Origin of the sequence: Streptomyces sp. NBC_00259, from assembly GCF_036181745.1 — a bacterium.
Taxonomy (GTDB): Bacteria; Actinomycetota; Actinomycetes; order Streptomycetales; family Streptomycetaceae; genus Streptomyces; species Streptomyces pratisoli.
Genome location: NZ_CP108080.1, coordinates 7,480,593 through 7,507,525 on the forward strand (window position 1 = coordinate 7,480,593; position 26,933 = coordinate 7,507,525).

At 71.4% G+C, this 26,933-nt stretch carries 32 protein-coding genes and 2 pseudogenes; 20 read left to right on the forward strand and 14 right to left on the reverse strand.

The features are described from left to right. Positions 1–71 precede the first annotated feature (71 nt). Positions 72–1,676, forward strand: a complete 1,605-nt coding sequence (locus OG766_RS33485; RefSeq protein WP_328727061.1) for an SDR family oxidoreductase — start codon at positions 72–74, stop codon at positions 1,674–1,676. Positions 1,677–1,764: 88 nt separating this feature from the next. Further along, positions 1,765–3,138: a cryptochrome/photolyase family protein gene (locus OG766_RS33490; RefSeq protein WP_266384993.1), complete on the forward strand. Its 1,374-nt coding sequence runs from the start codon at positions 1,765–1,767 to the stop codon at positions 3,136–3,138. Between the two features lie 142 nt (positions 3,139–3,280). Here OG766_RS33490 and OG766_RS33495 read toward each other — a convergent pair whose 3' ends face one another. The 4 genes and pseudogenes from OG766_RS33495 to OG766_RS33510 form a co-directional block, all read right to left on the reverse strand. Next, positions 3,281–4,015: a metallophosphoesterase family protein gene (locus OG766_RS33495; RefSeq protein ID WP_328727062.1), complete on the reverse strand. Its 735-nt coding sequence runs from the start codon at positions 4,013–4,015 to the stop codon at positions 3,281–3,283. Beyond that, on the reverse strand, positions 4,012–4,272 hold the full coding sequence (locus OG766_RS33500) for a BON domain-containing protein (protein WP_328727063.1): 261 nt from the start codon (positions 4,270–4,272) through the stop codon (positions 4,012–4,014). Before OG766_RS33500 ends, OG766_RS33495 begins: the two co-directional genes overlap by 4 nt. Continuing rightward, positions 4,269–4,967, reverse strand: coding sequence for a nucleotidyltransferase family protein (locus OG766_RS33505; protein ID WP_266384984.1), 699 nt, complete (start codon positions 4,965–4,967; stop codon positions 4,269–4,271). The genes OG766_RS33500 and OG766_RS33505 overlap by 4 nt, the downstream gene beginning before the upstream one ends. Before the next feature lie 5 nt (positions 4,968–4,972). Beyond that, a pseudogene (locus OG766_RS33510) lies at positions 4,973–5,166 on the reverse strand (thiamine pyrophosphate-requiring protein); the annotation flags it as partial. 167 nt (positions 5,167–5,333) lie between these two features. On the opposite strand from OG766_RS33510, the gene OG766_RS33515 reads away from it, so the two are divergent. Together OG766_RS33515 and OG766_RS33520 are read left to right on the forward strand one after the other, a co-directional pair. Next, the gene (locus tag OG766_RS33515) at positions 5,334–6,422 is read left to right on the forward strand and encodes an iron-containing redox enzyme family protein (protein WP_328727064.1); all 1,089 of its coding nucleotides are present in this window, start codon (positions 5,334–5,336) and stop codon (positions 6,420–6,422) included. After that, positions 6,422–6,664, forward strand: a complete 243-nt coding sequence (locus tag OG766_RS33520; protein WP_266384979.1) for a CDGSH iron-sulfur domain-containing protein — start codon at positions 6,422–6,424, stop codon at positions 6,662–6,664. Before OG766_RS33515 ends, OG766_RS33520 begins: the two co-directional genes overlap by 1 nt. A 99-nt stretch (positions 6,665–6,763) precedes the next feature. Here OG766_RS33520 and OG766_RS33525 read toward each other — a convergent pair whose 3' ends face one another. Genes OG766_RS33525 through OG766_RS33535 form a run of 3 tightly spaced genes read right to left on the reverse strand, consistent with a single transcriptional unit; the run spans position 6,764 to position 9,658 of the window. Then, a complete protein-coding gene (locus OG766_RS33525; protein ID WP_266384976.1) occupies positions 6,764–7,795 on the reverse strand; it encodes an NAD-dependent epimerase/dehydratase family protein in 1,032 nt (343 codons plus the stop codon). Between the two features lie 5 nt (positions 7,796–7,800). Beyond that, on the reverse strand, positions 7,801–8,748 hold the full coding sequence (locus OG766_RS33530) for an SRPBCC family protein (RefSeq protein ID WP_266384973.1): 948 nt from the start codon (positions 8,746–8,748) through the stop codon (positions 7,801–7,803). Between the two features lie 4 nt (positions 8,749–8,752). After that, the gene (locus OG766_RS33535) at positions 8,753–9,658 is read right to left on the reverse strand and encodes a histone H1-like repetitive region-containing protein (protein ID WP_266384971.1); all 906 of its coding nucleotides are present in this window, start codon (positions 9,656–9,658) and stop codon (positions 8,753–8,755) included. 148 nt (positions 9,659–9,806) lie between these two features. Between OG766_RS33535 and OG766_RS33540 the strand changes: the two genes are divergently transcribed. The 8 genes from OG766_RS33540 (at position 9,807) to OG766_RS33575 (ending at position 13,657) form a co-directional block, all read left to right on the forward strand. Further along, entirely contained in the window at positions 9,807–10,100 is a 294-nt protein-coding gene (locus OG766_RS33540) for a gas vesicle protein GvpO (RefSeq protein ID WP_266384968.1), read from the forward strand. 29 nt (positions 10,101–10,129) lie between these two features. Continuing rightward, positions 10,130–10,645: a gas vesicle structural protein GvpA gene (locus OG766_RS33545; protein WP_266384965.1), complete on the forward strand. Its 516-nt coding sequence runs from the start codon at positions 10,130–10,132 to the stop codon at positions 10,643–10,645. A 2-nt stretch (positions 10,646–10,647) separates the two neighbouring features. Next, on the forward strand, positions 10,648–11,361 hold the full coding sequence (locus OG766_RS33550; RefSeq protein ID WP_266384962.1) for a GvpL/GvpF family gas vesicle protein: 714 nt from the start codon (positions 10,648–10,650) through the stop codon (positions 11,359–11,361). 38 nt (positions 11,362–11,399) lie between these two features. Next, on the forward strand, positions 11,400–11,663 hold the full coding sequence (locus tag OG766_RS33555; protein WP_266384959.1) for a gas vesicle protein GvpG: 264 nt from the start codon (positions 11,400–11,402) through the stop codon (positions 11,661–11,663). Continuing rightward, a complete protein-coding gene (locus tag OG766_RS33560; protein WP_266384958.1) occupies positions 11,656–12,144 on the forward strand; it encodes a gas vesicle protein in 489 nt (162 codons plus the stop codon). Before OG766_RS33555 ends, OG766_RS33560 begins: the two co-directional genes overlap by 8 nt. After that, the gene (locus OG766_RS33565; RefSeq protein ID WP_328727065.1) at positions 12,137–12,958 is read left to right on the forward strand and encodes a GvpL/GvpF family gas vesicle protein; all 822 of its coding nucleotides are present in this window, start codon (positions 12,137–12,139) and stop codon (positions 12,956–12,958) included. The genes OG766_RS33560 and OG766_RS33565 overlap by 8 nt, the downstream gene beginning before the upstream one ends. A 62-nt stretch (positions 12,959–13,020) precedes the next feature. Beyond that, entirely contained in the window at positions 13,021–13,260 is a 240-nt protein-coding gene (locus tag OG766_RS33570) for a gas vesicle protein (RefSeq protein ID WP_266388594.1), read from the forward strand. Then, the gene (locus tag OG766_RS33575) at positions 13,250–13,657 is read left to right on the forward strand and encodes a gas vesicle protein K (protein ID WP_266384952.1); all 408 of its coding nucleotides are present in this window, start codon (positions 13,250–13,252) and stop codon (positions 13,655–13,657) included. Before OG766_RS33570 ends, OG766_RS33575 begins: the two co-directional genes overlap by 11 nt. Positions 13,658–13,725: 68 nt before the next feature. Here the strand turns inward: OG766_RS33575 and OG766_RS33580 are convergent, their stop codons facing one another. Continuing rightward, the gene (locus OG766_RS33580) at positions 13,726–14,217 is read right to left on the reverse strand and encodes a hypothetical protein (RefSeq protein WP_266384950.1); all 492 of its coding nucleotides are present in this window, start codon (positions 14,215–14,217) and stop codon (positions 13,726–13,728) included. A gap of 314 nt (positions 14,218–14,531) precedes the next feature. Between OG766_RS33580 and OG766_RS33585 the strand changes: the two genes are divergently transcribed. From OG766_RS33585 to OG766_RS33595, 3 genes are all read left to right on the forward strand, one after another. Next, on the forward strand, positions 14,532–14,858 hold the full coding sequence (locus OG766_RS33585; RefSeq protein WP_266384948.1) for a plasmid stabilization protein: 327 nt from the start codon (positions 14,532–14,534) through the stop codon (positions 14,856–14,858). A 113-nt stretch (positions 14,859–14,971) separates the two neighbouring features. Next, positions 14,972–15,184 (forward strand): CsbD family protein, encoded by a 213-nt coding sequence (locus tag OG766_RS33590; protein ID WP_266384946.1) that lies wholly within the window; start codon positions 14,972–14,974, stop codon positions 15,182–15,184. 312 nt (positions 15,185–15,496) lie between these two features. After that, positions 15,497–15,874 carry a DUF6479 family protein gene (locus tag OG766_RS33595; RefSeq protein ID WP_266384943.1) on the forward strand — a complete coding sequence of 126 codons (378 nt, stop codon included), beginning with the start codon at positions 15,497–15,499 and terminating at the stop codon, positions 15,872–15,874. A 105-nt stretch (positions 15,875–15,979) separates the two neighbouring features. Here the strand turns inward: OG766_RS33595 and OG766_RS33600 are convergent, their stop codons facing one another. Next, on the reverse strand, positions 15,980–16,762 hold the full coding sequence (locus tag OG766_RS33600) for an Fpg/Nei family DNA glycosylase (protein ID WP_328727066.1): 783 nt from the start codon (positions 16,760–16,762) through the stop codon (positions 15,980–15,982). A 232-nt stretch (positions 16,763–16,994) separates the two neighbouring features. Between OG766_RS33600 and OG766_RS33605 the strand changes: the two genes are divergently transcribed. Then, complete coding sequence (locus OG766_RS33605) at positions 16,995–17,750, forward strand: HemK2/MTQ2 family protein methyltransferase (protein WP_266384937.1); 756 nt, start codon at positions 16,995–16,997, stop codon at positions 17,748–17,750. Positions 17,751–17,829: 79 nt separating this feature from the next. Here OG766_RS33605 and OG766_RS33610 read toward each other — a convergent pair whose 3' ends face one another. Beyond that, positions 17,830–19,131 (reverse strand): peptide ligase PGM1-related protein, encoded by a 1,302-nt coding sequence (locus tag OG766_RS33610; protein ID WP_328727067.1) that lies wholly within the window; start codon positions 19,129–19,131, stop codon positions 17,830–17,832. 197 nt (positions 19,132–19,328) lie between these two features. On the opposite strand from OG766_RS33610, the gene OG766_RS33615 reads away from it, so the two are divergent. The 4 genes and pseudogenes from OG766_RS33615 (at position 19,329) to OG766_RS33630 (ending at position 22,884) form a co-directional block, all read left to right on the forward strand. Next, positions 19,329–19,814 carry a CinA family protein gene (locus tag OG766_RS33615; RefSeq protein WP_328727567.1) on the forward strand — a complete coding sequence of 162 codons (486 nt, stop codon included), beginning with the start codon at positions 19,329–19,331 and terminating at the stop codon, positions 19,812–19,814. 626 nt (positions 19,815–20,440) lie between these two features. Further along, positions 20,441–21,171: pseudogene (locus OG766_RS33620) on the forward strand (UdgX family uracil-DNA binding protein). Positions 21,172–21,323: 152 nt separating this feature from the next. Beyond that, positions 21,324–22,217 carry an SDR family NAD(P)-dependent oxidoreductase gene (locus OG766_RS33625; RefSeq protein ID WP_328727068.1) on the forward strand — a complete coding sequence of 298 codons (894 nt, stop codon included), beginning with the start codon at positions 21,324–21,326 and terminating at the stop codon, positions 22,215–22,217. 70 nt (positions 22,218–22,287) lie between these two features. After that, positions 22,288–22,884 (forward strand): TetR/AcrR family transcriptional regulator, encoded by a 597-nt coding sequence (locus tag OG766_RS33630; protein WP_266384927.1) that lies wholly within the window; start codon positions 22,288–22,290, stop codon positions 22,882–22,884. Positions 22,885–23,008: 124 nt separating this feature from the next. Here the strand turns inward: OG766_RS33630 and OG766_RS33635 are convergent, their stop codons facing one another. From OG766_RS33635 to OG766_RS33650, 4 genes are all read right to left on the reverse strand, one after another. Then, positions 23,009–24,214, reverse strand: a complete 1,206-nt coding sequence (locus tag OG766_RS33635) for a cysteine desulfurase-like protein (protein WP_266384925.1) — start codon at positions 24,212–24,214, stop codon at positions 23,009–23,011. A 486-nt stretch (positions 24,215–24,700) separates the two neighbouring features. Then, entirely contained in the window at positions 24,701–25,150 is a 450-nt protein-coding gene (locus OG766_RS33640) for a nitroreductase family deazaflavin-dependent oxidoreductase (protein WP_266384923.1), read from the reverse strand. A 131-nt stretch (positions 25,151–25,281) separates the two neighbouring features. Continuing rightward, on the reverse strand, positions 25,282–25,803 hold the full coding sequence (locus tag OG766_RS33645; RefSeq protein WP_328727069.1) for a VanZ family protein: 522 nt from the start codon (positions 25,801–25,803) through the stop codon (positions 25,282–25,284). A 343-nt stretch (positions 25,804–26,146) separates the two neighbouring features. Then, positions 26,147–26,755 carry an AraC family transcriptional regulator gene (locus OG766_RS33650; protein WP_328727070.1) on the reverse strand — a complete coding sequence of 203 codons (609 nt, stop codon included), beginning with the start codon at positions 26,753–26,755 and terminating at the stop codon, positions 26,147–26,149. Between the last annotated feature and the right edge of the window lie 178 nt (positions 26,756–26,933).

The following is a 26,933-nucleotide window of genomic DNA, read 5'->3' on the forward strand; positions in this document are numbered from 1 at the left end:
GCCCCGGAGGCCGAGGCCGTAGGAAGGTGTGAGGATGGTGTCGGGTGGCACCCGTGGACCTCGGAGGTTCCATGACCAGGCAGAACGAGAGTCCCGACACGTCAGGTACACCGCGTGGGCCGGGTACGCCGGGCACGCGGTGTCTCGTGACGGGAGCGACGGGTTACATCGGTGGACGACTGGTGCCCGAGCTGCTGGACGCGGGGCACGAGGTGCGGTGCATGGCCCGGTCACCCGACCACCTTCGTGACCACCCCTGGGCAGGGCGCGTCGAGACCGTGCGCGGGGACGTCACCGATGCGGCTTCGGTCCGCGCCGCCCTGAGCGGCATCGACATCGCCTACTACCTCGTCCACGCGCTCGGCTCCGGAGGGGACTTCGAGGAGACGGACCGCGAGGCGGCCCGGGTCTTCGCCGAGGAGGCCGGCGCCGCCGGCGTGCGGCGCGTGGTCTACCTGGGCGGGCTGACCCCCGCCGGAGTGCCGAAGCGCGAACTCTCCCCCCACCTGCGCTCCCGCGCCGAGGTCGGCGAGATCTTCCTCCGTGCGGATGTGCCGGCGACGGTGCTGCGGGCCGCCGTGATCATCGGCTCCGGCTCCGCCTCCTTCGAGATGCTGCGGTACCTCACCGAGCGCCTGCCGGTCATGGTCACCCCGAGCTGGCTGAGCACCCGCATCCAGCCGATCGCCGTCCGGGACGTGCTGCGCTACCTGGTGGGCAGCGCCCGCATGCCCGACGACGTGAACCGTGCCTTCGACATCGGCGGTCCGGACGTCATGACCTACGAGCAGATGATGCACCGCTATGCGGCGGTGGCCGGCCTGCCGCGGCGCCTCATCCTGCGCGTACCGATGCTCACCCCACGCCTGTCGAGCCTCTGGATCGGTCTGGTCACACCCGTTCCCTCATCCCTCGCCCGGCCGCTGGCCGAGTCGTTGCGGCACGAGGTCGTCTGCAGCGAACACGACATCGCCGCGTACGTACCCGACCCGCCAGGTGCGCCGCTCGGCTTCGACCTGGCGCTCGACCTGGCCCTGCGGCGCATCCGCGACGCCCAGGTCACCACACGCTGGTCGTCCGCTTCGGTGCCGGGCGCTCCGAGCGACCCCCTCCCCACCGATCCCGCCTGGGCCGGCGGGAGCCTGTACACCGACCGGCGCGCGCTCTACGTGGCGGCGTCGCCGCAGGCGCTGTGGCGCGTCATCGAGGGGATCGGCGGCGACAACGGCTGGTACTCCTTTCCGCTGGCCTGGGCGGTGCGCGGCTGGCTGGACCGCCTGGTCGGGGGTGTCGGGCTGCGCCGCGGCCGCCGGGACACGGCACATCTGCGGGTGGGGGACTCGCTGGACTTCTGGCGGGTGGAGGCGATCGAGCCGGGACGGCTGCTGCGTCTGCGCGCCGAGATGCGCCTGCCCGGTCTCGCCTGGCTGGAGATGCGCGCCGACGTGGACGGGGAGAGCGAAGAAGACGGTGGTGGGAACGGGAACCCCGGGAACGGCAACGCGGACGGGGGCAGCCGGGCCCGCTATCGCCAGCGGGCGCTGTTCCACCCGCACGGTCTGCTCGGGCACCTCTACTGGTGGAGCGTGTCGCCGTTCCACGCCGTCGTGTTCGGCGGCATGGCCCGCAACATCGCCCGGGCTGCCGCGTCTCCGGCCCGAGCCGCGCGACGATAGCCGCACAGAACCACGCCGGCCTTGCGCATCCGGCTGAGCCGCGACTGCGGAAGCGCGGGTGCGGCAAGGCTCGTTCCCCGGGAGCCCCATGAGTACCGCGGTCGTCCTGTTCACCTCCGACCTGCGTCTGCACGACCATCCGCCGCTGCGTGCCGCACTCAAGGCGTGCGACCGGGTCGTGCCGCTGTTCGTACGGGACGACGGCATCAAGGCCGCGGGGGTCCGCTCGCCGAACCGGGACGCGTTCCTTGCCGACTGCCTGGCCGATCTCGACACCGGGCTGCGGGCTCGTGGCGGACGCCTCGTCATCCGATCCGGTGGCGTCGTCGACCAGGTGTGCGCGGTGGCGCGCGAGGCGGACGCCGACGAACTGCACATGGCCGCCGGGGTCACGGCCTACGCCCACGCCCGCGAGGCGAGGCTGCGTTCGGCCCTGGAGCGGGAGGGCCGCCGGGTGTACGTGCACGACGCCGTGATCACCGCGCTCGCGCCCGGGGCCGTCGTTCCCTCGGGCTCCGATCACTTCGCCGTCTTCACCCCGTACTTCCGGCGCTGGTCGCAGGAGGAGCTGCGCGGCACGCTCGCCGCACCGCGGGCCGTCCCGGTACCCGAGGACGTCCGCTCGGAGGCGGTGCCCTCGCGCAAGGACGTCAAAGGCGTCTCCGAGGGCCTCGCCGCCGGTGGCGAGCGCGAGGGACGCCGGCGACTGAGCGCGTGGCTGCGGCACGGCATCGTCCGGTACGACGAGACGCACGACGATCTGGCCGGTGACGCGACGTCAAGGCTCTCGCCGCATCTGCACTTCGGCACGGTCTCGGCGGCCGAAACCGTGCACGGTGCCCGCCGGGCGGGCGGCCCGGGGGCCGAGGCCTTCGTACGGCAGGTGTGCTGGCGCGACTTCCACCACCAGGTGCTCGCCGCCCGGCCGGCGGCCGCCACCGACGACTACCGTGACCGGCACGACCGCTGGCGCTCCGAGGACGAGGCCGGGGACGAGATCGAGGCATGGAAGGGCGGGCACACCGGCTATCCGGTGATCGACGCCGCCATGCGCCAGTTGCGCCACGAGGGCTGGATGCACAACCGGGGCAGATTGCTGACCGCGAGCTTCCTGACCAAGACGCTGTACGTCGACTGGCGTGTCGGGGCCGCGCACTTCCTGGAGTTCCTGGTCGACGGCGACGTCGCGAACAATCAGCTCAACTGGCAGTGGGTGGCCGGTACGGGCACCGACACCCGGCCCAACCGGGTGCTCAACCCCGTGCGCCAGGGCCGGCGCCACGACCCGGACGGCGCCTACGTCCGGCGCTGGGTGCCCGAACTCGCCGGGCTCGAAGGCGCGGCCGTGCACGAGCCCTGGAAGCTGCAGGACCGGGAGCGTGCGCGGTTCGACTACCCGGAGCCTCTCGTGGACCTCGCCCACGGACTGGCACGGTTCAAGGAAGCCCGCGGCGCCGGCTGAACGCCTCGCACGTCCTCCTCCCGGCCCGCGGCGCTCGGACGTTGCGCGCCCCGCCATGACTGCGGGACCGCCAGGCATCCCCGACCGCCATGACTGCCGGACTGCCGGACTGCCGGACCGCCGTACGCGCCGGACCCGCGGGTCAGGGCAGCGGCGGCAGATGGAGGCGGTACACGGCGAAGGCGCGGCCGATCACGGGCTGGGCCACGTTGCGTACGCGGACGCCGCCCGCCGTCATACCGTGCTCCACGCCCCGATGAGCGTGCCCGTGCACGGCGAGGTCCGCGCCCGACCCGTCGATCGCCTCGGCGAGCAGATAGCTGCCGAGGAAGGGATGGATCTCGGGTGGCTCCCCGGCGAGCGTGTCGGGCACGGGCGAGAAGTGAGTGAGTGCGATCCGCACCTGGCTGCCCTGCGCCGCGAGGTCGTCGAGCGCCCGGCCGAGGCCGGCCGCGCAGCGACGGGAGTAGCGGACGAACTCCTTCATCACCGGTTCACCGAACTCGCCCGCACTACGGCCGCTGTAGCCTCCGCCGAAGCCCTTGGTGCCGGCGATGCCGACGCTCGTGCCGCGCACGTCGAGCATGGTGCCGTCGCCCTCCAGGACGGCGACCCCGGCCGCGGCCAGGACGGACGTCACCTCGGTCTCCTGATCGCTGTGGTAGTCGTGGTTGCCGAGGACGCCGACGACCGGGACCGGCAGCCCCGTCAGTTCCCCGGCGACGACCTCGGCCTCCGCGATCGTGCCGTGACGGGTCAGATCTCCCGCGAGGAGCAGCATGTCGGCGCAGTCGCCGAGAGTGTCGAAGGCCGGTCGCAGCAGGCCCCGGCAGTCCTCGCCCAGATGGATGTCGCCGACAGCCGCAACGCGGATCATGGCAACTCCTCGCCGCTGTCCGGAGGTTCGGCGGAGACGATCACGAGGTCGGGGCGTACCGGGGTCTCACCGAGTTCCTCCGCGGCGATGCGCAGGATCTCGTCCCGGCGCACGGCCGTTGCGACCGTTCCCGACAGCAGGACCGCACCGCCTCGCTCCTCGACGCGTATGCCCAGCTCGGCGACGTCGTCCCCGGCGAGGCGCTCGCGCAGTCGCACGATGCGGTACTCGGTTCCTTCGGCCCCTGTGGTGTTCATGTCCCGCCTTTCTGCGGGTCGTACGGGTCGATGACGCCCAGCCGTTCCAGCAGGCACAGGAACGCCTCCGCGAACGGCTCGTCCCGGTGCTCGGCCCGCAACGTGCCCCAGTCGATGCGCTCGCGCAGCGTGCGGGCGATCGTCAGGACGGGGCCGAAGTCGCAGTGCTGCTCGGTCAGGGCGGCGAGCCGGCTGCTCAGCAGGTCGTACGGGGCCAGGACCGGCATCCGCACCGAGTCGACCGGGAGCACGGTCGCCCGCGCCAGCAGTTCGTCGGTCACCCGACGGTGCGACAGCTCGAAGATCAGGTCGATCTGCTCGCCGCCCGCACGAGCCTTGACCAGCCAGTCCTCCGGCGCGGCCACGATCTCGATGCCGCCGTCGCCCAGCGTTCCGACCACCTCGTCGACGTCCTCGCGCCTGATGCAGAAGTCCGTGTCGTGCTGCAGCACCGCCGGAACACCGTGCGCATGCGCAGCGACGCTGCCCGCGAGCGCGAAGGGGCAGCCCGCCTCCTTGAGCAGCGCCGCCACCTGTTTGGTGGTCTCCAGGATGGCCTGCGTATGGTCCTTGGGCAGGTCGTCCGTGGCGCCGTGCGCCTGACCATGGGTGGCACCGTGCGCGGCACTACCGCCGGCAGCACCCGCGAGATGCAGCCGTCCGGCCCCGTCGCGGGCCTCTGACGTATGAGCCATCACGATCACCCCACTCGATCGGCCCCGGAGGTCCGCCCGCCGCCGACGCGGATGCGGCTACCGGGCAGGAACTCCTGGACCTTCGCCTCAGCCCCTGACGGATCGCGGAGCCCCGGTCGCTGTCGCCCCGTGCCAGGGCGGCGGCGGTCGAGGCGAACTGGTCCCAGGTCGCGTGGGGCGGGCCTGGACGAACCGCGGGTTGTCGCCTGCGCGTCCCCAGGCTCGCGAAGCTTCTCGAGTGCGGTCGGAAACGTTCATGGGAACGGACTCCGTTTCGGTCACGTGCACGGTGCTTCCGCACGGGCACCGTGCACGGCGCCTACCCGTTCAGGGGCAGAACACCGCGATCCCGGGTACACGAGGAACATGAGTGGCAAAGCGTCCGCAGTGACCGATGAGCGGGGGCCTTCGCTGCCGCGGGCACGGGGAACCCTGTCGGAAGCTGTCATCGAGCGTCTCGCGGCGGGAGCGGCGCTTGTGCCGGACGGGACGGACGGAGCCGACCCCTACGGGGATGATCTGCAGCTCGCGCTTTACGTCTGCTACGAGCTGCACTACCGAGGGTTCGCCGGGGTCGACCCCGCCCTGGAGTGGGATCCGGACCTGCTCCGCCTGCGGCGGGCGCTGGAAGACGTCTTCCTCGCCGCGCTGCGCGAGCGGGCCGCCCGTCACACGACCGTGGACGAGGCGCTGGCCGGGCTCCTCGTGGAGCCGGTGCACGGCAGCGGCGTCTCGCACTTCCTGCGGGACGAGGGTGAGCCGTGGCAGCTGCGGGAGTACGCGGCACTGCGGTCGCTGTACCACCTCAAGGAGGCCGACCCGCACGCCTGGGTGCTGCCTCGGCTGTGGGGGAGAGCCAAGGCCGGGATGGCGGCCGTGGAGTTCGACGAGTACGGCGGGGGCCGGGCGGAGCGCATCCACGCACGCCTCTTCGCCGACCTGATGAGGGACCTGGGCCTGGACACGACGTACGGCCGCTATCTCGACGCGGCTCCGGCCCAGGTGCTGGCCACGGTGAACCTCATGTCGCTCTTCGGGCTGCACCGGGCCCTGCGCGGCTGCTTGGTCGGCCACTTCGCCACGGTCGAGATCACGTCCTCACCAGGGTCGGCGCGCCTTGCCGCCGCCATGCGGCGTCTGGGCGCCGGGCCCGCCGCGCAGCACTTCTACGACGAGCACGTCGAGGCGGACGCGGTCCACGAGCAGGTCGTGCGGCGTGAGGTCGTCGCGGGTCTGCTGGGGGAGGAGCCGTGGCTCGAGGCCGACGTCGCCCTCGGGGTCGACGCCACCGTCCATCTTGAGGACCGTCTCGCGAAGCACGTACTGGGCGCTTGGCGCGCCGGTCGTAGCGCGCTCAGGGACGGGCATCAGCCCGGACCGGGGGGACGCCGGACGGGAGCAAGGCGGTCAGGAGGAACTCGGACGGGAGGAAGAGAGAGCGGTGGTCATTCGTGATGAACGAACCTCGTGACGCGGCGTACGAACCTCGTCGCGAACCGTGTGCGTCCCGTGACGCCCCTCGCCGCATCAGGATGCGTACCGACGGGCCCCTGCTCGTCGAGGGCCCGGTCGAAATCGTGATGGAGGACGGCACGACCCTCACCTCGGACCGCTTCTGCGTCGCGCTGTGCACCTGTCGGCGGAGCAGGCGCTTCCCGTGGTGCGACACCAGCCACCGACGGCGCGCACGGGAGTGAGCGACGCCACCGGGCGCAGGTCGGCGGACGTGACAGGCCGAGACGCGGCAGGCCGGCAGATGTGGTGTGTAAGCCCGGCGGGGAGGGATTCCCTCCCGGTCACACGGCGAGAGGCGCCGTGTCCATGCCCGCCCGCGCGTGCATCCCTTCCAGGCACTCGCGGAGCGCGTCCTCGGCCGTGTGCCGAGGCTCCCAGTCCAGTGTGGCGCGCGCCCGCGAGCAGTCCATCAGGGGCAGCCGCAGCACGGCGTCGAGCAGGTCGGGAGAGGCGGGTGCCAGCCGCAGTCGCCAGGCGGCCGACAGCGCGACGCGCAGCGGTGGGAGCGGTGTCCTGAGCGGCCGGGCGTCCAGGAGGCGGGCGAGTGCGGCGGCGTCCAGCGGTGGGTCCGCGGCGAGGTTGAACGCGCCGTGGACCGGACGCATGACGGCCTCCACGTACGCGGCCGCGGCGTCATCGGTGTGCAGGGCCTGGAACCTCAGTCCGGGCAGGTCGGGAACGGCGGGTACGAGCGAGTGCCGCACCAGTTGCGGATGCAGCAAGGGACCCGCGAAGAGCCGCCGCTGCTGGGAGGCCGACTCGCGCTTGAACAGGAATCCCGGGCGCATCCGGACGACCCGGATGCCGGGATGGCTGAGTGCGAAGGCGTCCAGATACCGCTCCAGGTAGGCCTTCTCCCGGCAGTACGCCGCCCGGGGCCAGCCATGGGTCGGCCAGGACTCGTCGACCAAACGGTCCTTGGGGCCGGGGGAGTACGCGCCGACGGAGGAGGCGTGGACCACCACGGGCACTCCCGCCTCGGCGGCCGCCTCGAAGACCCGGATGCTGCCGAGCACGTTCGTGCGCCAGGTCGTCACCGGGTCATGGGTGGGCTGGAACCGCCAGGCCAGGTGAACGATCGCGTCCGCACCCCGGAAGTGGGGGACGAGCGCGGTTCCGCCGGGGGCGATGTCCGCGGCCACCCACGCGGTCCCTTCGGGCCGCCAGGCGGGGAGTCTGCGGGCCAGGCCGGTGACCGCCACCCCGTCCTTGCGCTCGGCGAAGGCACGCATCACGCTCGTTCCGACGTTGCCGGTCGCCCCCACCACGACCACCCTCGGTCCGCCGGCACCGTCTGTCGGGCTCCGCGTCATACCGTTCATTCCTCTTCTTCCTCGTACTCGTCCTCGTCTTCGTCCACGTCCCCGTCCTCGCCCTCGTAGGGCTCCTGCTCCTCGTCGTATTCGTCCTCCCCCTCTTCCTCGCCCTCTTCCTCCCCTTCTTCCTCGTCCGCTTCCTCTTCCTCCACGGCCTCTTCGTGGGTACGGACGACTTCTCCGTCGCGGATCTCGCCGCGCCATCCCTCGGGTTCCTCGTCGGCGAAGGTGACGTACCGCTGGAAGAGCTTGAAGTCGAGCCGCAGTCGCCGGCCTTGGGCGCGCCAGAGATTCCCCGTCTTCTCGAAGAAGCCCGACGGGTAGTACTCGACGACGAGGACGATGCGGGTGAGATCGGACGTCACCTCGTGGAAACTGACACAGCCCCGCGTGGTGCCCTTGGCTCCTTCGGAGGTCCACACGATGCGCTCGTCCGGCACCTGCTCCTGAACGGTGGCCTTCCAACTGCGCGACGAGGGACCGACCTTGGCCTTCCAGTCGCTGTGGACCTCGTCCTCCTTGGACACGCTGCGCACGCCCTTGGCGAAGTCGCTGAACGCCTCGTACTGCGTCCAGTGGTCGTACGCCGTGCGGACCGGGACGCCGACGTCCAGGACTTCCACCATGTTCATCGACTTGCCGCCGCCGGACTTGCCGGACTTGCCGCCACCCCCTCCGATCAAGTCCTTCGCCTTGCCCACCACGTTGTCCTTCATGCCTTTCAACTTGCCGCCGACAAGGGACTTCATGATCCCGCCCCCCGGGAGACCGGGAAGCGGGCTGCCGTTCTCGGCGGTGTCGAGCAGCTGGTCGGTGACGTCCGACAACTTGTCACCGGCCTTGTCCGCAAGGCTCTCGATCTGGGCACCGAGGTAGTCCATGAGCTCGTCGCGCAGCATGTCCATGCCTGAGCCGCCCCCGTCGCCCGAGGCGCGATCTGTCTTGGCCATGGCTCTACCTCCGCCGTCCGGCGGTCTTTCCGGCAGACGACTTCCGGGCGGTCGTCTTCTTCGCGGCCGTCTTGCGCGCCGTGGTCCTCTTCGCTGCGGCCTTCTTTGCCGGTGCCTTCTTGGCGGGCGCCTTCTTCGCCGTGGTCTTCTTCGCCGCCGTCTTCTTGGCAGGGGCCTTCTTCGCTGCCGCCTTCTTCGCCGTGGTCTTCCTGGCGGCGGTCCTCTCCGTCGCGGACTTCTTGGCGGGTGCGCGCCTTTCCGCAGCCTTCTTGGCGGGGGCCTTCTTCGCCGGTGCTTTCTTCGCTGCCGCCTTCTTCGCCGGTTCTCCTCGCGGCTTCTCGGCAGCCCTCTTCCGCGGAGCCGGCCTCCCGCCGCCTCTCGCCGCCCGGCGGCGCGGTGGAGGCTTCTCCTCCGGCTCTTCCTCTTCTTCTTCCTCTTCCTCCTCCTCAGGTTCCTCTTCTTCCTCTTCCTCGGGCTCCTCCTGCTCGTACTCCTCCTCGGGTTCCTCTTCTTCCTCCTCCTCGGGCTCCTCTTCTTCCTCCTCCTCGGGTTCCTCCTCGTACTCGTCCTCGTACTCGTCTTCCTCTTCCTCGCCCTTCTCCCCGAGACGCAGGGTGTGCTCATGCAGCGAGTCGGCCAGACCGGCCAGCCGGCGGTCCGCCGTGGCCGCGATGGCCTTGCGGCCCGCGTCGAGAAGTTCGCCACGTATCTGTTCGTTCAGATCGGCGAATTGCGGCACGTCCTTCAGGCGGCGCAGGCCTTCCGTTGCCAGCTGCTGCGGATCGAGTCCGAAGCGGCGCCCCGCGAGATACGTCGCCATGGCGAAGGCAAGACGCCCCCTCTTCGTGCGCCCGAGCACGTAACCACCCGCGACCGCGGCCGCGAGGGCGATCTTGGTCGTGTCATTCATGAACTGATCCCTTCGCAAAGGGCGTTGGGAATGAGGGACTCCGCGGCACAGGGAGAGTACCCAGGCGGATGACAGATATGTCCCTATATGATGAGATTGTATGTTCGTGCGTGGAATATGGCGCCCGCTCCGCACATCGGAGACGACCATGGCCCCTGCAGAACCCGCCCGACGGCGGCGCAAGAGCAAGGCCGCATCGGTCATGCGCTCCGCAGCGGAACAACTGGAGCAATTGCTCGGCCGGCCACCCGAGTCGGTCTCGGCCATCAAGCCGACCGAGGACGGATGGGAGGCCCATGTCGAGGTCCTGGAGCTGGAGAGGATTCCCGAGACGACGAGTGTGATGGGCAGCTACCGGGTGGTCCTGGACGAGGACGGCGACCTGGTGTCCTACGAGCGGATACGCAGATACACCCGAGGACAGATCGACCGCAGGGCCTGAGCAGGGCCGGGTCGATGAAGGGAGGCGCCATGACCGTGGTGCCGCAAGGCGGCGGAAGCGTTTCCAGGGCTGGTGGCGGCAGCAGCAGCCTCTACGACGTCCTGGAGCTCATCCTCGATCGCGGACTCGTCATCGACGTCTTCGTGCGGGTGTCGCTCGTCGGGATCGAGATCCTGAAGATCGACGCCCGGATCGTCGTGGCCAGCGTCGACACGTACCTGCGCTTCGCCGAGGCGTGCAACCGCCTGGACCTCGAGAGCGGCGGCAAGGCTCCTGCGAAGCTCACCGACATCGTGGGCGACAGCGTCGAGAGCGGAGCCCGCGGCAAGTCCAAAGGCGCGCTCACCGGAGCCGTGGAGGCCGTGACGGACTCGCTCAAGGGCGGTCAGCAGGACGATGACGCCGACGAGGAGCAGGAGGACGAGGAAGCGGAGGACGACGCTCGCGAGCCGCGCCGCCGGAAGGAGCGCGAGCCTGCGGAGCGGCGACGCCGCACGCCCACCCGGCGCACCCCACGCCGCGCGAAGGAACGCGAGGAGGAGTGACCATGGCCGTATACGTCTACTCCATCGCCGCCAAGGAGCATCCGCTCAGGGTCGACGAAGTCGCCGGGGTGGGGGATCCGCCCTCGAAGCTGCGCACCGTGACCGCGAGCTCACTCACGGCGGTGGTCAGTGACGCTCCCGACGACCTGCGACCCAAACGCCGCGATCTCACCGCGCACCAGGAGGTCCAGAACCGGCTCATGGCCGACGGCACGGTGCTGCCCCTGAGATTCGGGCTCACGGCCCCTGACGACGAAGCCGTCCGAAGCGCACTGGAAGAGCGGGCGGGGGAGTACGCGGACCGCCTCCGGGCGCTGGAGGACTGCGCCGAGTACCACCTCAAGGTCAAACAGGACGAGGAGTCGCTGCTCCGGCAGATACTGGAGGAGTCGAGCACGGCCCGTGAGCTCAACGACTCGATCCGCAACGGTTCGGCGGGCCCGGATGTGTCCGTGGCGCTCGGCGAGCTGGTGGCGGGCGAGGTGGAGGCGCGCCATGCGTCGCTGGCCGCCGGAGTCGTCGAGGCGCTGCGTCCGTTCGCCCGGGACCACGAGGTCTCCCGGCCGACCGGTGAGGACTTCCTCAGCGTCTCCTTCCTGGTGGCTCAGGACCACGACGAGGGCTTCCTCACCACCGAACTGAGTCTCGCCAACCAGATGGGGGAGGACTTCGAGTTCCGGCTCAACGGGCCGCTTCCCCCGTACAGCTTCGTCTGAGCTCCGGACCGAAGTCGCCCGGAGCGGAAGGTGATCCCATGGGTCTGTTCACAGAGATCGTGCTTCTGCCGCTGGCGCCGGTACGCGGTGTCGGCTGGGTGATGGAGCGTGTCCTGGAGGCTGCCGAGGACGAGTACTACGACCCCGTCCCCATCCAGCGTGAGCTCGCCGAACTCGAGGCACGGCTGCTGGCCGGCGAGATCGACGAGGAGACGTTCGACCGCAGGGAGGACGAACTGCTCGACAAGCTGGCGGAGATCAGGGAGTTCCGTGAGGAAGGCCGGGGCCGCTACCGTGACTGACCCGATCGCCAACAGGCTCGGCTCGTACCCCAGCAGGGCGGCGCCGCCGTACGGGCAGGGCTCCTCCGCCAACCTGGCCGACATCCTGGAACGGGTGCTGGACAAGGGCATCGTCATCGCCGGCGACATCCAGATCAATCTGCTCGACATCGAGCTGCTGACCATCAAACTCCGGTTGCTCGTCGCCTCCGTCGACAAGGCCAAGGAGATGGGCATCGACTGGTGGGAGCACGATCCCGCGCTGTCCTCGCGCAGCCGCGGAGAGAGCTCGCTCGCGGCGGAGAACCGGCGGCTACGGGCCGAGATCGACGCGCTGCGCCAGGGCGGGGAACTGCCCAGCGGCTCCCGGCGGCGTGGCACAGCCGCCGAGGACGAGGAAGCGCCGGGCGTCATACGAGGTGCACTCGCGGACGAGCCGGAGCCGGTGACGGAGGAGGAACCGAGGCCCGCCCGCCGTACGAGGAGGGCGCGCGATGACTGAGCGTGTCACGTACGTGTACGCCGTGGCCCGGGACACGGACGGACTGAGCGGCACCGTCGAGGGACTCACCGGCGTGGGCGGCGCTCCCGTACGTCTGCTGCCTCTCGGAGACGGCGGCGTGCTGGTGCTGGTGGTGAGCCCGGTGCCCGACGAGGACTTCCAGGAGGACGCACTCAAGCGGCATCTCGAAGACCTGAAATGGCTGGAGTCGGTCGCCCGCGCCCACCACGGGGTCGTCGAGGCACTGTCCGCCGACACCGCCGTCCTTCCTCTGCGCCTGGCGACGGTGTACCTCGACGACGAGCGGGCACACGGCGCACTCGCGGCCCAGGGCGACTTCTTCGAGGAACGGCTGGCGCACCTCGCCGCGCATGTGGAGTGGGGGGTCAAGATCTACGTGGAACCGTCGCCCCCGCCCGCGCCCGCGCCGGCGGAACCGGAGGCGGCCGAGGGGCTCAGCCCTGGACGCGCGTACCTGCGCACGCGCAGGGCACAGCGGACGGTTCGCGACACCGCCTACGAGGCTGCGCAGACCGCGGCCGACCGGGTCGAAGCGGCAGGGCGACGGTACGCCACCGACCGCGCCCGCCACCGGCCGCAGCAGGGCGAACTGGCCACCGGGCCGGGCGAGAACGTCGTCAACGACGCATATCTCGTGCCCCGCGAACACGCCGAGGAGTTCCGCGCCGACGCCGGTCGTGCTGCCGACGGTCTCGAAGGGGTGCGCGTCGAACTCACCGGTCCCTGGGCGCCGTACTCCTTCGCCACACCGCCCGAGGTCTCCGCCGGGCACGAGCGGGGCGCGGGCCCGTGACGGCGCAGGAGCCCGGCTGGCAGGGCCATGGCCCAGGGTTTCCCGGGGCCCCGGAGGTGCCGGTGCGGACGGGGGCGACGGCGACCACGGGGCCTGCTGATTCTGATCCACTGCCACAGCGGCAGGTGGCACTGATCGACCTGCTGGACAGGTTGCTCAGCGGCGGTGTCGTCCTGACCGGCGACGTGGTGCTCTCCATCGCCGACATCGATCTCGTGCGCGTCTCCCTGCGCGCCCTGATCGTGTCCGTCCGATCCGCGCAGGGAGACCACGACGACGACCGAGGCCACGATGGCCACTGAGAACGAGGACGGCAGGACCCGTCGCCTCGACGAGGTCGCGGAGGCCGCCGCCCGCGCCTTCCGGCTGCTGCCCGCAGCCCCCCAGGACCTGCCGGGGCCCGGCGGCCAGGGTGCGGCCCCCGCCCGCAGGATCAGCGCCGACCCCGACACCGTGGAGAGGGACCTGGTCAGGCTGGTGCTCACCCTGGTCGAGTTGCTGCGGCAACTGATGGAGCGGCAGGCGCTGCACCGCGTGGACCAGGGTGACCTCACGGAAGCGGAGGAGGAGCGGCTGGGGGCGACCCTGATGGTCCTGCACGACCGCATGGTCGGCCTGTGCGCCCAGTACGGGCTGACGATGGAGGACCTCAACCTCGACCTCGGCCCCTTGGGCACACTGCTTCCACCGGCCGACTGACCGGCGTGAGCCCGGCCGCCTCGGGCCGCCTCGGGCCGCCTCAGGCCCGGGCCCGGGCCCGGTGTCGGCTAGATCCGGCCCTCTCCGAGGACCGCCCCGGCCGCCGTGCGGTGCAGCGCTTCAACCGTCTCCATCTGGTCCTTCGCCCGGTCCGCGAGCTCCTGGAGCCGTGTGGTGTCGATCGGGCCCGGGACCGGAGCGGCGGCCATCAGCGCGGTCCAGAGCAGGTACTTGCCCTGGATGCCCATGCGCAGCGTCTCCAGCTCCACGATGGTGCTCAGCCCCGAGCGGCGCCGGACGCGGCCGTTGAGCTTCAGGCGGGCGATCTTCTCCGCGACCCAGCCGCCGCAAGCCTTGTACTGCTGCGGGGCGATCCCGAGAGACTCCATGAGGGCCAGGAGGCTGCGGCGGTCGTCTGCGATGTCCTCGGCCAGGCGCCGCAGCTCCGGGGCGCGGCCCGACGAGTCGTGTGCCCGTGCGATGCGCCGCGACAGCTCGGCCCCTGTGGTGGCGCCGGCCAGGTGGTCGTTGAGATAGATGCGAAGTGCCTTGTCGTGCACGGTGACCTCTCTGATTCAGCCGGAGGCCACGTCATCACGCCTCTGGACCGATGTGTTCCGGATTCCCTCCGCCATTCCTTCCGCCGCCGCGAACCGGCCTCACCTTCCCCGCGGCCCGTCCCTCGTTCGGACCCGGGAGTGGCGGTGCCGACGAGCGCCGCGCCCGGCGCCCGGATGCGGAGGTCCGTACCCAGCGGTGGTTCCAGTGGCCGACCCCCGTCCCCGCCCCGCGATCGATCTTCGCAACAAAGGGAAGGCGTCCAGGAGAGCCAAGGCGATCAGGTCCTTGGCGGCCATGACCCGAGGAGAACGACATGCCTGCCGGATCCAGTCCCAAGCGGGAACGCCAGTACGAGCACATCAAGGACAGCGCCCAGAAGCGCGGCGAGTCCGCCTCGCGCGCCAAGGAGATCGCCGCTCGCACGGTGAACAAGGAGCGGGCCCGCTCCGGCGAGTCCAGGACCGCGAGCAGGACCTCCACACAGGACCCCAAGTCGGCCTCCCAGCGAGGCGGCGAGCGCTCCCACAAGGGTGCGCAGGGGCCCACGAAGGACCAGCTCTACGAGGAGGCGAAGAAGAAGAACATCGAGGGGCGCTCCTCGATGAACAAGGACGAACTGCGCCGTGCCCTGGGCCGCTGAAGCCCGTCGCGAGGATCGGTCCTGCCGCGGGAACCTGTCACAGGTTTGCGGAACCTTTCGGGAGGTATGCGCATGAAGTAACGCAATCTTCTCCGATCGAGGAGCTGATCAGGGTGGCTGAGGGCAAGAAGATTCGTGGCAAGGCCCAGGAAGCGACGGGCAAGGCCAAGGAGAAGGTCGGGCGCGCGACGGGCAAGGACGACTTGCGCCTCAAAGGAGCCGGTGACCAGGCGGCCGGGAAGGCCAAGCAGGCTGCCGGAAAGGTCGAGGACGTCGTGAAGGGTACGGCGGAGGAGACCAAGGGAAAGATTCGTCGCCACAAGTGACGGCTCGTCATCGTGTGTAACGGAACACGGCCGGGGCGGGAGTCCCTCTCCCGCCCCGGCCGCTGCGCGTGCCCGTTGGACCACTGCGTGCCGGTCCTGTCCCGGACTCCTCCACTGCCGGCTCGCAGATGGCAGATGGCAGGCGGCAGGCGGCAGGTGTGGTGCACGGCTTGCGGGGCAGGCGGATGCCCGAAGGGCCGGGACGCTCACCCAGGCAAGGCCGGAAAGCCGGAACGGGACCTGCAGCGGCCTCGGTGGCCGAGCCTCGTGCCCGTGGCGGTCTCGGCACGCCCGCAGAGGAAGGCGGAGGACATGGACATACTCATCGCCGGCCACGCAACCCTCGTCACCGGAGCCGCGATCGCCGCGAGCAATCCGGTGCTCGGCGGGGTGGGACCGTTCATCGCGGGCCTTGTGATCGTGGCGGTACTCATCGGAGTCATCCCCTGGGCCGTACGCCGCCGCCGGTCGCAGCCGCGGCCGCCCCGGCCGGAGGAGCAGCCGACGGCGCCACCGCACCCCACGCACATCGAGCAACGGCGAGAGGTGGACGACGAGGCCTTTCCGGACGACGGTTCGCGGCTGACCCCGCACCAGTTGAAGCCCCACAGCACCCGTCCCGCGTCCGGTCGACAGCGTGCTCACGAAGACGAGGGCGGCGCCTCCGGGAGCGGTGGACCCCACGGATGAGCGGAGCCCGGCGTGCTGTGAACGCAGGCGCGCCGGGGGCAGGCGTGGGGGGCGAGGCGTACGGGCACGGGACGGGACGGCCTCAGTCGACGATCTGCCTGTGTGTCAGCTCTGGCAGTGCGGACACCAGACGGTACGGCGGCTGGAGAGACGGCGCGAGAGCAGTGGGCCGTGGCACCGCGGACATCGCGGTTCGTCGTCGTCCCTGCGGCCGGTGAGCCAGGTGCGCCGCGAGGGTACACACTCGGCCTCGACCGACGACTTCAGCACGCGGCGCATCGCGGCGTACACCTTGCCGGCCTCCGCCGTGCCGAGCGTCCGTGCCGGTCTGGTGGGGGCCGACCGCGCTCGCCAGAGGATCTCGTCGCAGAGCAGATTCCCGAGACCTGCCAGGGCGGACTGGTCCATCAGCACGCTTTTCACGCTGCCGCGACGGTTCGCGAGCACGTCCAGGAAGGTCTCCCGGTCGACGGTGAGGGCGTCCGGGCCGAGATGGCAAAGGATGTGTGCGACGGCATCGTCGCTGTCGGCGACGTGGACGCCCTGCAGCTTGCGCTGGTCGCGGTAGCGCAGCTCTCGTTCGTCGTCGAGGGTGAACACAAGACGGTCATGCGCGTGGACGGGCTCGTCCGCGGAGGCGCAGAGCAACGCGCCCGTCATCCCGAAGTGCCAGACCAGTGCCGGTCCTTCGTCGGTCGGCCCGATCAGCCACTTGCCATGGCGCCACGGCTCCCCGAAGCGCCGCCCCCGGACGTCCCTCCGCAGCCGTCGGGTCGTGACCCCGCGCAGCACCCCGGCGTCCCGCACGTCGATGTCCGTGACCCGCCGGCCGTGGGCGCAGCTGCTGAGGACCTTGCGGAAGCCTTCGACATCGGGCAGTTCAGGCATGCCGTCCTCCCTCGGCACCGTGGCGGTTTCCCGTCTGTGTCCACGCCAAACCGCCTGTCCACGCGAAACCGCTCGAGTTGCCTCTGGCCGCTCGGTTTGCGCCTTTCGATGTGCATTTGTACTCCTATGCAGTTTTTGCGTGATCTCCCGGGTCTCGGGTAGGTGCCGTGAGGCGGCCGGTGCAGGCAGCCAGCAGTGAGACCGGCCCACCCGGACGGATCCGGAGGAGCACATGAGCGGCGCCCCGACCACACACGACCCGTCGTGCCGGACTGTCGCCACTGCGCGAGCGCCGCACGGGAACGGTGTGTTCTCCCTGGCCGCGCTGGTGAGGCCATGGGGTGTCTATCGCCCACAGGGCGACTCCCAACTGTTGCGCGAGGCCCTCGAAAGGGCAGCCATGCCCGCGGGCGCCCGCGTTCTCGACGTGTGCACCGGCACGGGCCTGATCGCCGTGACCGCGGCGCGCCTCGGCGCCTCGGACGTATGGGCGGTGGACACCTCGCACCGCGCCGTGATCGCCGCCCGCTGCAACGCGTGGTTGCACCGGCTCCGCGTCCACGTCCTGCGCGGTGACTTCCGCGACCGTCCGGCGGGGCACCGCTTCGACATGGTCACTGCCAACCCTCCTTATGTGCCGTGCCCGGACGGCACTGCCCGGTCCCCCGGCCCCGAGCGCACCGTCGACGCGGGCCCTGACGGGCGGCTCTACCTCGACGACCTGTGCGCGGTGGCTCCCGAACTGCTGGCCGAGAACGGATCGTTGCTGGTGGTCCAGTCCGCACTGTCCCGGCCCGACCTCACCCTCCAGCAGCTGGGCCGGGCCGGCCTGAAGGTCTCGGTGGTCGCCCGGCGCACCCAGCCCTTCGGCCCCGTACTGAGCTCGCGTGCCCCATGGCTGGAGGAACGAGGGCTGATCGCTCCCGGCCAGCGCACGGAGGAACTGATCGTCGTCCGCGCCGACCGCGTACCGCGACCCTGGAGGTAGGTCCGGCGTCCGTCGAGAGCCGCGGCGGCGCATGGCGGGCGTGGGCGTGGCGGCGACTCGGGCGTGTGGCGTGGCCGGATCAGTCCGGTGCCGATGTGACGGCCCGATCGAGCACCGGAGGGTCGAGCGCCAGGACCCGCGTCACGGCCGATTCCAGCTCGTCGACTCTGTTGCGGCAGGCGCCGATCAGCGCATAGCGCCACACGGGGTCGTCGGCGGTCGCCTCCTCGTACAGCACGGCTCCTTCGGCGCGGCCCGCGTGCCAGGCCAGTCCTTCCGACCGCAGCAGCCGCGTCGCCTCGTCGAAGGTCCGGGTGGAGGCCGACCGCCCCGCCCCCAGCAGCCAGGTGCGGCCGCGGAGGCCTTCAGGGAGCAGGCGCCGCACCATGCTCCCCGGAGTGGTCGTGGCGGTCCTGCGGACGTTGCTCTCGGTGGCGTACAGCGTGCCGTCCGCCGCGACGACCGCGTCGATCGCGTACGACCCCGCATAGCCTCGTGCCCACAGGTACTTCCCGACGGCAGTGCCCCAGCGCTCAAGCTGCGCCACGCTCGCCTCCGCCACCCCGTGGAGGGGTGACAGATAGCCGGCGTAGGCGCCGTGGGACGTGCGCATCTCCCCGCTGAACACCACGCGCGGTCCCGTGGACGGGAGGGTCTCCATCTGAACGCTGACGGACCTGGCCACATCGAGCCACCGCTCCACCACCCACGTGCCGCCGGGGCCGTCTCCCGGGTGCGGCAGGGTGTCCCCGCGGACAAGGAACATCAGGCCCTGCCCCGCGGCGGAACGGTCGGGTTTGGCCACCACCCGCTCGTACCGGTCGAGCATCGAGTCCGCCGTGGGCCCGAGCACGCGGCCGTCACAGACGCGTCCCGGTGGCATCCGTATGCCCAGCTCTTCGGCGAGGGCGCGGAACCCGGTCTTCGTGTTGAGCCTGTACACCACCTCCAGCGCTTCCGCAGCCGCACCGGAGGGCCCGTACGGAGCGATCGGTACGCCGAGTTGCTCGGCCAGGCCGACCGTGGCGGTGTCCAGGGCAAGGGGCAGCAGCTGCACTCCCGGGCGCCGGGCGGCGAGTGCGCGGAGCAGCTCCGTCTGCCCGGCACGGCGTACCGCGTCGGCCATGGTGGCTCCGGGCACCGGGGGCACGGTGACCGCCGTGACGGAGTCGTACGGCATGCCCAGCGTGCCGCAGACGTAGCGAAGGAAGGCGTCGCTGAGCGGGGTGGGTGTCACCAGCACGTCGCCGGGACTCGTCAGCCAGATCTCGCGCGGAGCCTGCCGCGCCCATCGGACCAGTACCTCGTGGGCAGACAGGTCCACGGCGACATCGGAGAAGAAGTTCGCGTAGACGATCAGCGGTGTCGGGCGCCGTCCCACGCCGCATGCCTACCCGGACGACCGCGGACCGTATCCCTTCGTCGTTCATGGCTCCCCGCCCCTGGCCGGCCCGCCCGCAGCCGCGCGGCTCCGACGGGCGGTGCCCCGGGGGCCGCCCTCACCATGAAGACGTGGACCGTAGATCTCCGCGTCCGGTCGGTGCCTCGGGCGGGCGCCCGGGGCTGGACCCGGCCGAGCTGCTCGCGCGGCAGCTGCACGACGCGCTCGCGGCCGCAGGGCACACCGTCGCGGTCGCCGAGTCGCTGACCGCGGGCCGGCTCGGCGCGGTGCTGGCCGACGCGCCCGGCGCGTCACGAACGTTCCGCGGCGGTGTGATCGCCTATGCCACCGAGGTCAAGGCATCCGTGCTCGGTGTCGACCGAGGACTTCTCGCCGGCCGGGGCGCCGTGGACCGGGACGTGGCCAGGCAGATGGCCGAGGGGGTGCGCCGACTCATGGGCGCCACGTACGGGCTGGCCACGACCGGCGTGGCCGGCCCGGGTACGCAGGACGGCCGGGAGGTCGGCACCCTGTTCGTCGCCGTGTGCGGACCGCGCGGCACCGTCGTGGACGCGCCGCACACCGACGGCGACCACGACCCGGGCACCATCCACCGGACGGCGGTGACCGCGGCGCTGGAACTGCTCCGGGACCAGCTGCGACCACCGGATCGCGACGACTGACGGGACGCGACGACTGAGGGGCCGCCGACCCGGGTACGCGGCACCGGCGCACCGGCGCACCGGCGCACCGGCGCACCGGCGCACCGGCGCACCGGCGCACCGGCCGCCTCGCCCTTCGCCGGTAGCAGGGCCCCGGATCGATGCTCGCGGCGCCTGTACTCCGGCACTCCCTTTCCTGCTCGCCATCGCGGTCGCCCCCAGCGCCCTCGGGCGATCGGTCACGGCAGCGGAACCCCTGGGCACTGCGGCGACTGCCCGCCCGCGCCGACACCAAATCGGCGGCCCGGTCGCGGGTCCGGTTTGCGACGCCTCGGGGCAGGTGCACGGTGAGCAAGGACCGGGATCGGCGTCGCGCCCGAGGTTGTCCGCCACCGTGTCGGGTACGCGGTAGCCCTCTGCCGTGCGACGACGGCTCGGAGGAAGCGATGGGCGTACGCAGGCTCGTGGCCGCCGGCCCGTGTCCCGGCAGCTCACCGGCGACGACAGGCTGGGCAGAGGCGCCGCGGCCCGGTCACCGCGGACGGAGCGGCCGCGGCCGCGTACGCGGCGGCTGTTGTCCGGTCGGGCCTGGTCGCCGCCTCGCCGAGCGCACGTCACCGCGTCGACGCGAAAGGAGGCGTCGGGAGATGGTCACGCACACCACGTCCGTGAAGCGGTCCGGACAGGGATACGACGCCACTCCGTTTCTCCCGGGTAGGCGCGCCGGCCTGCCGGGGCTGCGCCGGGCGGCGGCGGGATGCCGGGGCTGCCCGCTGTACGAGGACGCGACACAGACCGTGTTCGGCGAGGGCGACACCTCCGCGCGCATCCTGCTGCTCGGCGAGCAGCCGGGCGACCAGGAGGACCGGCAGGGCAGGCCGTTCGTCGGCCCGGCGGGGAAGGTGCTGGAGCGGGCGCTGGCGGACGCGGGCATCCACCCGGACGGAACGTATGTCACCAACGCGGTCAAGCACTTCAAGTTCACCGTCCCCGAAGGGCGCAAGCGCCGCATCCACAAGTCGCCGAGTCTGCGGGAGATGACGGCGTGCCGGCCCTGGCTGGTGGCCGAGCTCCAACGCGTCCGCCCCGAGCTGGTCGTGGCCCTCGGTTCGACGGCCGGCAAGGCCCTGCTCGGGCCGTCGTTCCGGGTGACGGAACAACGCGGCGCCCTGCTGCCCTGGCCAGGACTCGACGACGGCGGAGGCGACGGCAGCGGTGGGGGCCGGGTGGACGACGGCGTCCGCGGCCTTGTCGCGACGATCCACCCCTCCGCCGTTCTGCGCGCCGACGACCGTGACGCGGCGTACAAGGGTTGGTCTCCGACCTGCGCGTCGCCGCCCATGCCCTCGACGACGGGGGCGGCGGTTCGTCGTCATGAGGTCCGGCATTCCTCGTACCCGGACAAGCCCCCGGAAGCCCGCGTCGCATGGTCAGCCGGACGCCTCTAAGCGGATAGCCAATCCGGATGTGTGTTACGGTCGCGCCAAGCGGATGAGCTATCCGAATGTGCGTACCGAGGGTGGATGAGCCATGAAGAAGACGGCTGTGGTCACGGCTGGAACGGCCGGCATCGGCCTGGAGACGGCACTCGGGCTGTCTGCCGCCGGGTTCTCGGTCACCGTGGTCGGACGCAATGCCGACCGGGGCGCCCGGGCGGTCGAGCGGATCAACGCGACGAGCCCCGCGCATCCTGCCCGCTTCCTCGCCGCGGATCTCGCCTCGCTCGACGAAGTGCGCGCGCTCGCCGACCGGATCGCCTCCGGCCACGCCGCGTCGGGCGACCCACTGACCGTGCTGGTCAACAACGTCGGGGCGATGTTCGCGGATCGACGGGACCTGGGCGGCGTCGAGGCGTCGTTCGTCGTCAACCACCTCTCGCCGTACCTGCTGACCGAACTGCTGCTGCCCACACTGACGGCAGGTGCACCCAGCAGGATCGTGAACGTGACCTCAGGTGCGGTCGGGGTCGCGAAGCGGGCGTTCGACGCCGTCGAGCCGTCCGGCGGCTACTACGGCTTCCACTGGTACGGCCGCGCCAAGCTCGCCAACCTCGCCTACACGATCGACCTGGCCGCACGGCTGGACGGCACGGGGGTATCGGTCTTCGCCGCCGACCCCGGAGGCGCCGCGACCGACATGACCAACGGCACCATGACCGACCCGAAGATCGTCTCGCCCGCCCTGCGGCTGATGTGGCCGCTGGTGCGCCGCAGGTTCGTACGCTCGACCTCCGGTCCGGCGTCCGTGGCGGCCAGGCCCTCGATCGTCGCCGCCACCGACGAGGCTCTTGCCGGGCGGACCGGCATCGTCATCGGCGCCCAGGCGCGTCCGGTGGCGCCGTTCCGCGGCGCGACCGACCCCCGCGTCGCCGAGGCCGTGCGCCGACTCAGCGAACGGCACGCGCCCCTCGCGGCCACCACCTGACCTGACCCGACGTGCGACGCGGCACGGGCGGCGGGGCCAAGCGGATGGACCATCCCATTAGCATGTCCGCATGACGACGACGCCACTGCGCAAGGACGCGGCCCGCAACTGGGACCGGATCGTCGCCGTCGCCCGCGCCCTGGTCGACGAGGGCACGCCGTTGCAGCTCAACGACGTCGCCCGCCGTGCCGGACTGGGCGTCGGCACCGTCTACCGGCACTTCTCCACGCCCGAGGCGCTGCTGGAGACCATCGCCACACCCTGCCTGGAAGCCCTGGCGGCCCACGGCGAGCAGGCGCTGGCCGACACCGACCCCTGGCGCGCGCTGGAGGGCTTTCTCACCCGCACCGTCGAAGCGCAGGTCACCGACGCCTCCCTGGCCCCGGTCACCGCCGCACCCGCGAATGCTCTGGCGCGCACCACGGAACTCAAGCGGTCGCTGTGGTCGGCCGGCACCACACTCCTCGACCGGGCCCGCGAGGCCGGGGCGGTCCGCCCCGACCTGGCTTCCGGCGACCTGGTCCCGCTCATGTGCGGCATCGCGTACGCCGTGGACGTCCATGGCGCCGCTCCCGACGCCCGGATCGACACCGCTCGTCGCTACCTGGCGACACTGCTCGGGGGCCTGCGCGCCACACCACCGGGCCCCACCGCGGATGGTGCGTGAGCGGCGCCCCAGGTCAGGGACGTCGGGCGCCGACCTCGTACTCCGTCTCCGCGGACGCCGATACGCAGGACCGTGCGTTCCCGCCCGCTGCCTGCGGGGACGGACGACCGGCCCTCGCGAGGCGTCAGGACCGCAGGAAGTCCGCCAGGCCTTGCAGGAGCCTGTCCACGTCCGCGGCGTCGTTGTACGGCGCGAGGCCGACGCGGAGGCCGCCGGTGTCGCCCAGGCCGAGCCGGCGGGAGGCTTCGAGGGCGTAGAAGGAGCCGGCGGGAGCGTGGACGCCGCGGGCCGCCAGGTAGCGGTAGGCGTCCGTCGTGTCGCGGTCCTCGAAGGTCAGGAGCGTGGTCGGGGTGCGGTCGGCGGCGCGTGAGTGCACGGTGATCCCCGCGAGTTCCGACAGACCCTTGCCGATCTGCGCCTTGAGCCCCTCCTCGTGGTCTTCGAGGGCGGCGAATCCGGCGGTCAGCCGCTCCCGGCGCGTCCCCGTCGCGTCGGCGTCGAGTCCGGCGAGGAAGTCGACCGCGGCGCGCGTGCCCGCCAGGAACTCGTAGGGCAGAGTGCCGAGTTCGAAGCGTTCCGGGACCGCGTCGCTCGACGGCAGCAGCTTGTCCGGGCGGAGGGTCTCCAGGAGCGCGGGCCGGGCGGCGAGGACGCCGTGGTGAGGGCCGAGGAACTTGTACGGGGAGCAGGTGTAGAAGTCCGCGCCGAGCTGTTCGACGTCGACCAGCGAGTGGGCGGTGCGGTGGACGCCGTCGACGTACAGCAGGGCCCCGGCCTCGTGGACGAGGCGGGAGATCTCGGCGATCGGGGGCCGGGTGCCGATCAGGTTCGAGGCCGCGGTGACGGCGACCAGCCGGGTCCGCTCCGAGAGCACGGCGCGGATGTCCTCGACGGTGATCTCGCCGGTCGACGGGTCGAAGTCGGCCCACCGGACGGTGGCTCCGACCTGCTCGGCGGCCTGGACCCAGGGGCGGATGTTGGAGTCGTGGTCGAGTCGCGTGACGACGACCTCGTCCCCCGACGACCAGGTCTTGGCGAGGGCGCGGGAGAAGTCGTAGGCGAGCTGCGTGGCGCTGCGACCGAAGACGATTCCGGCGGGCTCCGCGGCCAGCAGGTCCGCCATGGCCCGGCGGCACTCGGTGACGATGGCCGCCGCGTTGCGTTCCCCCGCGATCTCCTGGCCCCGGTTCGACAGGGGACTGGCGAGGGCATCGGCGATGGCCTGGATGACGGGCCGGGGAGTCTGCGTGCCTCCGGGCCCGTCGAAGTGGGCGATACCTGCGGCCAGGGCCGGGAACTGTGCACGGACGCCGATGACGTCGTAGCTCACGAGGTCCTCCTGTCGAGGGGGAGGCGGTGGTGTCTGCGGGGCGGATCGTTCGGTGGGGGCATGCTGCTCAGAGCATGTTGCTCGCGGCCGGGACGGGCAAGTGCGCTTCGTGAGTCCTCGCCGCCGGCAGGCGGAATCGAGCCCCGCGAAACCGCTCACGCACACGAGCGGACGTCCGCCCGACGCGCCCCACGAGCGACCTTCACCCCCGTTGCCGCCACCCACTCGGACATCGACGCCGTGCCGCACTTCTGGCGTGAATGTGAGCCGCGCACGGCGGCAGGAGCCGACGCGGGTCGTCAGCAGGGCCCGGGGGATTGGGAGGAGAGAGCCGGGCGAACAGGGCCGCCCCGGGGACGCCTCGCCCGGTGACCGCTGCCGGCCCCGGCATGGTGGAGCCCCGCCGCGACGGGGGAGCGCGGCGGGGCCTGAGGATCAGGTGCCCGGTGGAGGGCGGATCATGCGTCCCCGGTTCTCGGTCGCCGGTCAGCTCCCGGCCGACGCCTCCAGCACGAAGACGGGAATCACCCGGTCCGTCTTCTCCTGGTACTCGGCGTACGGCGGATACGCGGCGACCGCGCGCTCCCACCACTCGGCCTTCTCGTCCCCGGTGACCTCACGGGCCGTCATGTCCTGGCGCACGGGGCCGTCCTGGAGTTCCACGTGGGGGTCGGCCTTGATGTTGAAGTACCAGACCGGGTGGCTCGGGAGGCCGCCCTTCGAGGCCACTACCGCGTACCGTCCCTCGTGCTCCACACGCATCAGCGGGCTCTTGCGGATCTTGCCGCTCTTCGCGCCGCGCGTCGTGAGAACGATGACGGGCAGTCCCGTGTCCATGAGCGTCGTGCCCTTGGTGCCGCCCGAGCTCTCGTACAGCTCGACCTGTTCGCGCACCCACTGCTCCGGACTCGGCTCGTACTCGCCCTCAAGAGGCATCGCGTTCCATCCCATCGTCGGCTACGGATGATGCTGCGCAGTTCAGCACACGAACCGCGCGGATTCATCCTCACCACACCGCCGAGCACATGTCCTGCCCGGCCTCTGGAGGCAGTTGGTTCGGCGGACGGTCACCGGCTCTTGGGGTTCCCGGTCCAGCGCTGCCACCAGTGGCGGCGCCTCGGATGGACGGCGCGGCCCAGGCGCCTGCCGAGGACGAGATAACCGAGCAGCGCGCCGGTCACGTTCAGGATGACGTCGTCGATGTCGAAGGCCCGGCCGGTGACCAGGGATCCCTGTACGAGCTCGACCAGCGTCATCGTCACGCCCGTCACCACCAGCACGCGCAGGAACCCACGTGCTTGCGGGAGCAGGACCGGCAGCAGCACGCCGAAGGGGACGCCGAGCAGAACGTTGCCGCCGAGCTGCTTGACGGTGTCGCGGAACGCGGGCTGTGCCAGATAGTCACGGATGGACGCGCCCGGGCGGAGGTTGCTGTGCGTCAGTGGCTCGGAGGCCGCGGAGGGCTCCAGGGTCAGCCGGGCGAGCGCGACGCTGAAGACCGCCGTCGCCACGAACGCCAGAAGGACGGCCGCCGCCCGCAGGACAGGTGTCATGGGTGCCGCGGTGTTGTCGGATTCGTTCCGTGCCATCGGTGCCCCTAACCAAGCCGTCCGGTGTGCCCGACGGTTACCCGGTCCGCGGATGCGCATACCTGCGACCTCGTCGCCCGCGCGTCGCCGAGATCCGCGCCCGGCGCGCGCCTCTCATGGACCTCGGACCTCTGGACCTCGTTTCCGCGCCGGACGGCGACGGAGCGGCCGACAGCCGGCCGGATCCCACCGAACGTGCCTCACCGGTCACGCTGCGGCAGGGCTGATCGCAGCCGGGGAACGTGCGGCTGAAGCAGGTGGACGGCGATCCCGTCGTCGGCGGCATCACGCCGGGCGTGGCGGAACTCGTGACCGCCGGCGGGCGCCCCGGGATCGCGCGGCGTCAGCGCGGCGCGACCTCGCCCGCGAGGACCGTACGCATGACGCGCTCGACCGTCTCCTCGTTCTCACCGACCGGGGCCACGTAGTCGATGACGCCGCGCGCGGCACCCTCCCCGAGCGTGCGGGTGATCACCCACGCGGCGAGATACTGCGACGCCAGGCAGCCGCCCGCCGTAGCGATGTTCCCCTCGGTGTGGAAGGGCGCGTCCAGCACCCTGACATCGCACGCTTCGACGAACGGCCGGCTCGCCATGTCCGTGGAGACAGGCATGTCACCCAGCAACCCCAGCCGCGCGAGCACCAGCGCGCCCGAGCACTGCGAACCGATCAGCTGTCGCGAAGGGTCGAGCCGCACCCTGGAGATCAGTTGGTCGTCGGCGACCACCTCGCGGGTCTTCAGCCCGCTACCGATCAGCACGACGTCGGCCTCGGTCACGAACTCCATCGGGCGCTGTCCGTTCACCTCGACGCCGCTCCTGGACGTGACCACCGGCGTCGGCGTCGTGATGAACGCTTCCAGACCGTCCTTTCGGCATCGGTTGATCAGCCCGGAGGCGATGAAGCTGTCGAGCTCGTTGAACCCGTCAAAGGTGACCACTGCTACCTGCATCACAACTCCCCATGCGAAGGCGAACCACGAGTGAGTCAGTCTCCTGGCGGGCCAGGCTCAAGACCCGAGCCAATTGGCAGCCAGTGGCATGCCGGCCGCCGCTGATCCTGCCCACGGCCCGAGGGACGAGCGGACAGGGGAGTCCCGGCCGGCATGGCTGCTCGCCATGGGCCGTACC